5 protein-coding genes and 1 pseudogene are annotated in these 6,058 nt (G+C 60.0%); 3 read left to right on the top strand and 3 right to left on the bottom strand.

Going from position 1 to position 6,058, the window contains the following annotated elements; genetic code table 11:
• From EN984_RS19220 to EN984_RS19210, 3 genes are all read right to left on the bottom strand, one after another.
• A partial coding sequence (locus EN984_RS19220; RefSeq protein ID WP_127383882.1) for a 4-hydroxythreonine-4-phosphate dehydrogenase PdxA occupies positions 1-659 on the bottom strand: 659 nt, incomplete at its 3' end.
• 255 nt (positions 660-914) lie between these two features.
• Positions 915-2,009, bottom strand: a complete 1,095-nt coding sequence (locus EN984_RS19215) for a four-carbon acid sugar kinase family protein (RefSeq protein ID WP_127268458.1) — start codon at positions 2,007-2,009, stop codon at positions 915-917.
• On the bottom strand, positions 1,996-2,859 hold the full coding sequence (locus tag EN984_RS19210) for a DeoR/GlpR family DNA-binding transcription regulator (protein ID WP_164748685.1): 864 nt from the start codon (positions 2,857-2,859) through the stop codon (positions 1,996-1,998). The genes EN984_RS19215 and EN984_RS19210 overlap by 14 nt, the downstream gene beginning before the upstream one ends.
• Positions 2,860-3,189: 330 nt before the next feature.
• Here EN984_RS19210 and EN984_RS19205 point away from each other — a divergent pair, with 330 nt between their 5' ends.
• The 3 genes and pseudogenes from EN984_RS19205 to EN984_RS19195 all read left to right on the top strand — a co-directional run.
• The gene (locus EN984_RS19205; protein WP_127372127.1) at positions 3,190-4,257 is read left to right on the top strand and encodes an ABC transporter substrate-binding protein; all 1,068 of its coding nucleotides are present in this window, start codon (positions 3,190-3,192) and stop codon (positions 4,255-4,257) included.
• A 73-nt stretch (positions 4,258-4,330) separates the two neighbouring features.
• Positions 4,331-5,827, top strand: coding sequence for a sugar ABC transporter ATP-binding protein (locus EN984_RS19200; protein ID WP_164750984.1), 1,497 nt, complete (start codon positions 4,331-4,333; stop codon positions 5,825-5,827).
• 2 nt (positions 5,828-5,829) lie between these two features.
• Positions 5,830-6,058, top strand: a pseudogene (locus EN984_RS19195) (hypothetical protein); the annotation flags it as partial.

Here is a 6,058-nt window from a genome sequence, read left to right as displayed (position 1 = left end):
GGGGTCGTGATGTCGATATCCTCCCGGCCGAAAATGCCGCCTTCGCCGGCGTGCGGGTTAAGCGCGGCAATCGCAATTCGGGGATGGGAAATGCCAAGGCCGTGCAACGCCTCGACCGTCAACTGGATAACCCGCCGCAACCGAGGTTCGGTCAGTTTCGATGGAACCTGGGCCAGCGCGACGTGGGTCGAGACGTGGCTGACGCGAAAATCGCCATGGGCGAGCATCATCACGGAATCGCGGGCGCCTGTCAGTTCTGCCAGCATGTCGGTGTGACCGGCATAATGATAGCCGGCCAGATTGAGCGCCTCCTTGTTGAGGGGAGCCGTAACGATGCCCGCAATTGAACCGGCCTGCGCCAGGCGAACGGCCTTTTCGATCGCCAGATAGGCGAGGCGCCCGCCTTCCGCCGACAAGACGCCTGTCTCGATAGGTGTGCGTTCGGGGCCGGCTTCGAGAATGGCTAGCGGCGGAAAAACCCCGGTGGCCGAAGCCGACGGCTGTTCCTCCTCGATGCGCCCGGAAATCGACTCCATCGCACGCATCGCGGTGACGCTGCCGATTATGAGAAGGGACAACGATCCGTCGGCAAGGCGCGGTTTCAGCCGTGCGCATGCCTTTGCGATGATCTCGGGGCCGATGCCCGCAGGATCACCCATTGTGATGCCGAGTCTTGGACCAGACATGAACGCCTCTAATTGGTCAATTGTGAGCATCTTCTAAGCCTTATAACCATCAATGCGCAATAGTTTTCTTTCGCGGTCATTCGTAATCAACGGTGCGGTGAAAATCGGCATGTTTTCAACCCCTCCGAGGGGGGCGAGCCCATATCCCCGGGCTGCTGAACCGTCGTTGGACGTGATTTGACCGGCGCGAATGACCCGCCCCATGCCTTTGGCCGGCGACGGTCCTGATCAGCGATGGGCTGGAGTCGCGAGCCTGCAGAAGAGGGCGCTGTCGCCGAATGCGCCAGATTTCGAGATTGTGGCCAGCCCCTTGAAAACACCGCCTTCGATCCTGGAAATCGGAAGCCCCGGCTCGATCTCGCTCTCGACCGTGAGTTCGACGACGCCCAGGCTGGAGCACACCGATCGCAATGTTTCACCGCCGGTGACGAGCAGCGTTCCGGGCAGTGGCAAGCCGTCGAGAAGCGAGGCAAACACCTTGCCGATATGATCCGCCACCGCGTGGCGATCACCCGATGCAGCGACGGTGACAACCGATGGCGCGCCTCTCATGATCCGTTTCGCCAAATCCCTTTTCGCTTTGTCGATGTCGCGTTCCACGACGATATGCGCGTCCGCATGGCTGGCGGAAAAGCAGGCCACCTGCGCCGTCGTGACTTCGTGATTTGTGCCGACAAGGCCAAGGAACGGGGCGGGCAATGCCGGAATAGGCATGCGTGGCGTGCCCACGTGCCGTGCCAGCGCTGCAGCCAGGCCGCCCGTACCAACCCAGAGTGTCCGCGGCGCGCTCGCCGTTGCAACGATTTCGTCCAGGTCCTTGTCCGTTTCGGCGTCGTAGAGTGTGATGAAATGAACCGGCCGCGCGCCCGGTACCGACCGGCCAGACGAAAAGCGCTGACCCAGGCCGGCGACGATGTCGGGACCTACCATTTCGGACCGGTCGAGCCGCCATTGACGCCCAAGACGTGTAACGCGGCCCTGAAAGGGGAACGCGGGTGCCAGAACAACGCGCTGGTACCCACCCTCGACGATGCAGGCTTGTATTTCGGCGATGACGTGACCGCGCAGAAGGCTGTCGATCTTCTTGAAACTCAGTTGTCCGGCGGCAAGCCACGGCGCGTACCTCGAATGTCTCGCGACGGCGGTTGTCTCGGCACCCTCACGTGTGGCGATATCGACAGCCAAACGCCCCGAGAGCGCACGATCCAGTTGCCAGCTCACGCCGACACCGTGGCCTGGCGAGGCGAAGCAAACCGCGCTGTCCAGAGCGCCAGTCAGGTCGTCCGCGATGATCCGGATATCGACAGTCTCAAGAGCGCTCAACTGAAGAACCCGGACGGCTGACGCGCACGACGCGGACGTTCACATCGAGCGTCCGAAGATTGGTGAGGTTGGCCTGATCGATGCCGTCATCGGTAATGACCTGGTGGATGTCGGACAGGCGGCAGATGGTGCAGAAATTGGGAGTGGTGAATTTGGAATTGTCGGCAAGCACGACCACCCGGCGTGCCGCGGCGATCATCGCCTGCTTCATCGCCGCGACCTCGAGCGAGGTCTCCGTGAGCATGTCCCCGGTGATGGCATGCGTGCCCAGAATTGCCACATCGGCGTGGATGGTGCGCAGGAAATTCTCGCCAGGCTGGCCAACCAGAGTTAGGGAACCCGGCTTGCAGGTGCCTCCAAGCATGACGAGGCGTACTCCCGGCACGGTTGCGAGTATCTGCGCGATCGCCAGACTGTTGGTGACGGCAGTAAGCGCAATGGGTGCAGCCGCGATGGCGCGGGCGACTTCCAGAACAGTCGTGCTTGCGTCGAAAATGACACTCTGGCCGGGGCGAAGTTCCGACATCATGGCCGCACCTATGGCCTCCTTCTCAGCCCTGGCGAAGTGTGCGGCAGTGGCGAGATCCGGCTCGAAGGTGGCGAGTTCCGTGCGTTGAAGCATTGCTCCGCCATGCGTTCGCTCCAATGCTCCCTGCCGTTCCAGTGTCTCGAGGTCGCGCCGGATGGTCGAAGGTGACGCGCCGATGAGATCGATGAGTTCCTGAACGCCAACGGTTCCTTCCCGTTTAAGGCATTCGAGAATGAAAGCATGGCGCTTGGCTGGGATCAGATCGACCCGTCCACGCCCGCCATCGTCTTCCCATGACCCGGCGGACGCTGACGGCGCCATATCTTCCACCGTTGATTTTCGAACATTCCTTGCCACGTTCCTATCTCCGCACAGTGCAGCAACACGCTCGCCGGAATCATGGCGAGCCCAGCATCGCGAATATCACGAATCCATTCGGCGAGCCCACTGGTTTGTTATGGCGATGAGCGAATTCCAATCGCTTTTGGCCTCATTAGAATTATTTTGACTGATTTTGACCATATGTGATAAGCGATGATCGTCAATCGTCGTCAATTGGCGCTGACAAGTGCGCAGTTCTTGTCAAAAAATGGGAAATTAAGTCAGCGATTCAGAGCGCTTGGCTCTGTTGCGAACCGGGTTGGAGGAACCATGTCTTTCTTGTCGAAGCTGAAATCGGCCCTTGTCGGCGCCGCTGCTGCGGCCGTCTTGTCAACGGCGGCTGTCGCTGCCGATGAACCCACGGTCGGCGTTGTCGTGCCGACCCTGGATGCGCAATTCTGGAACAGCTATGTCGCCTTCATGAAGAAGGGAGCGGATGAGCTTGGGGTAAAGCTCGTCGTGCTCAATGCCGACAACAAGCCCGACCAGATGGTCAAGTCGCTTGAGGACCTGGTGGCCCAGAAAGTTGACGGCATTGTTTTCACACCCTATTGGGCCACTGCCGCTCGTGGGCTTACCTTGGCGAAGGAAGCCGAGATACCGGTCGTTCTCACCGACAGCTACCCGGATTTTTCGCCTCAAACCGAGCGTTTCCCCAATTACATCGCCTTTATCGGGCCGAGCGATGAAGGCGCCGGATACCAAATGGCCAAGGCGCTGTTCGCAGCGATCAAGCCGGGGTCGGATGGCAAGAAAGTGATCGGCGTGGTGAACGGCACCGCCGGCACCTCGGTCGCCATCGATCGTCGCAAGGGGCTGGAAGACGCTCTCAAGGAAGCGCCCGATGTGCGCGTCGCCGGCGAAGTCGATGGCAATTTCGTCCGTGATACGTCACAGACCGCGTTTGAATCGCTCTTCCAGGGCAATCCGGACATCACCGGCGTCTGGGCTGCGAACGGCGGCACTGCGACCGGCGTGATGGCTGCTCTCAAGAATCACGGGAAAGCGCCCGGCAAGGACGTTATGGTCGTCGGAATGGATCTCAACCCTGAGAATGTCGATGCGGTAAAGTCCGGCGACCTGCTTTTCGATATTGGCGGTCATTGGCTTCAGGGCGGCTTCGCCCTTGTCGCGCTTTTCGATCAGATCAAGGGTATTCCGGTTCCCGCGGGCGCCGACAATGTCAAGCTGAAGCTGCTGCCGCTGACCAAGGATCGCGTCGCGCAGTTCGAGAAGGACTTTCCTGGCGGCGTGCCGACATATGATTTCAGGCAGCACTCCCGCTTCTACAACAAGGATGCCAAGCCAGCCGTTTTCGAGATGCAATATAGCAACTGAACGTACGGTTGGACCTGCCTGCAATCCCACGGTTGCGGGCAGGACCTGCCTGGCATTTGGGCGTATTCAATTCATGACACTGACTGCGAGCGACCTGCGCAAGAGCTACGGCCAGACACGCGCCGTGGATGGCGTATCGGTGGTGCTTCGGCCCGGTATGGTTCACGCCATCGTCGGCGAAAATGGAGCCGGCAAATCGACGACCTTGCGTATGCTCGCTGGCGCGGAACGGCCTGACAGCGGCGTTATGACGTTGGATGACGCAAGATATGCCCCACCAAGTGTTATCGGTGCGGCGGCCCTTGGCGTGTCGCTTGTATACCAGGAAATCACGATCAACCGTTCGCTGACCGTTGCCGAAAACATCTTCATCGATCGTCTGCGACAGTTCGCCGGCTCTCTCGGTTTTGTCGATCGCAGGCGTATGGAATTGGCGGCGCAAGCGATCCTCGAACGGATTGGCGCGCAAATATCGGTCTCTGCCGACATAGGCAGCCTCAATCTCGGCGAGCTGAAATGCATCGAGATCGCCCGAGCGCTGTCTACAAATCCGAAAATCCTCCTTCTCGACGAATCCACCGCCTATCTCGATCATCGAGAGGTTCAGGCTGTCCTTGGCGTCATCAGCGAACTCAAAGGGCAGGGGATGACCGTAGCCTTCGTCTCTCATCATCTCGACGAGGTGCTTGCCGTCGCGGATGAATTGACGATCCTGAAAGACGGGCAATATGTCGGAACCTATCGCAGGGCCGAGATCGAGCCCAATGAAATTCATCGCCGCATGGTGGGGCGCGAACTCGCGAAAAGCATCTATCCGCCGCGGCCGCCGAAAGATCCAGGCAAGCCGCGACGGGGTCCTGTTGTCTTCGAAGCCTGCGAGGTCGCCGTTGGGCGCGAACTCGACGGCGTCAGCCTGGATGTACATGCCGGCGAAATCCTCGGCCTTGCCGGATTGAAAGGCGCTGGCGCCGAAGCGCTGTTCGCAGCCATTTGCGGCGACTTGCCTTTGCGCAGTGGCTCGATGAAGCTTGCAAATGGTTCATACGCGCCGTCGAGTCCGACTTTCGCCTGGCGACAGGGCGTCGCTCATTTGCCTGGTGACCGTCACAATGAAGGCCTGATCGCCGACTTCAGTCTCCTCGACAATCTGGTGATGGCCCGCCCACCGCATCGTGGGCCGTTCTTCGATCGCGCCGCTGCCATTGCCATCGCGGGTGACCTCATCGCCCAGTTCGGCATCAAGACGCAAAGCGTCGACGCGTCCTGCCGTTCGCTCTCGGGCGGCAATTTGCAAAAGGTGGTGATCGGCAAATGCTTGGCTGTCCAGCCACGTCTGCTCCTGCTCAACAATCCTACACGCGGCGTCGATATCGGCGCCCGCGCGGAAATCTATCGCATCATTCAGCAGAAGGCGGCGCAGGGCCTCGCCGTGATCCTGTCTTCAGAAGACATGCCTGAGCTGATCGGTATGTCGGACCGTTTGCTGGTGCTCCGGCAAGGACAAATTACGCATCGCATCGAGACGGCAGCCGATGCCACCGAGCATGACATCATTGGACATATGGCCTGACCATGGAAACGAACGTGACCTCGATCGCCACCAAGAGACCGAACGCAACCAGGGAACCCGGCGTCAATGCCAGGTTCGAAGTCGTCAAACGCGGCTTTCCGCTTGCCATGCTCGTCCTGCTCATTGTGATCTTCTCGATAGCCTCGCCACGCTTCCTGACCTTCAGCAACCTTCTCATCGTGCTTCAACAGGGCACGGTGCTGCTGGTTGCTGCGCTCGGCATGACCTTCG

The sequence above is a fragment of the Mesorhizobium sp. M7A.F.Ca.CA.004.12.1.1 genome (genome assembly GCF_003997835.1).
Classification (GTDB): Bacteria; Pseudomonadota; Alphaproteobacteria; order Rhizobiales; family Rhizobiaceae; genus Mesorhizobium.
This window is presented reverse-complemented; position numbering and strand designations above follow the sequence as displayed.

What these genes read in the sequence shown, in the direction of transcription:
- EN984_RS19210 (WP_164748685.1), bottom strand. Translation starts at nt 2,859, where the DNA reads ATGGCGCCGTCAGCGTCCGCCGGGTCATGGGAAGACGATGGCGGGCGT.
- EN984_RS19205 (WP_127372127.1), top strand. Translation starts at nt 3,190, where the DNA reads ATGTCTTTCTTGTCGAAGCTGAAATCGGCCCTTGTCGGCGCCGCTGCT.
- EN984_RS19200 (WP_164750984.1), top strand. Translation starts at nt 4,331, where the DNA reads ATGACACTGACTGCGAGCGACCTGCGCAAGAGCTACGGCCAGACACGC.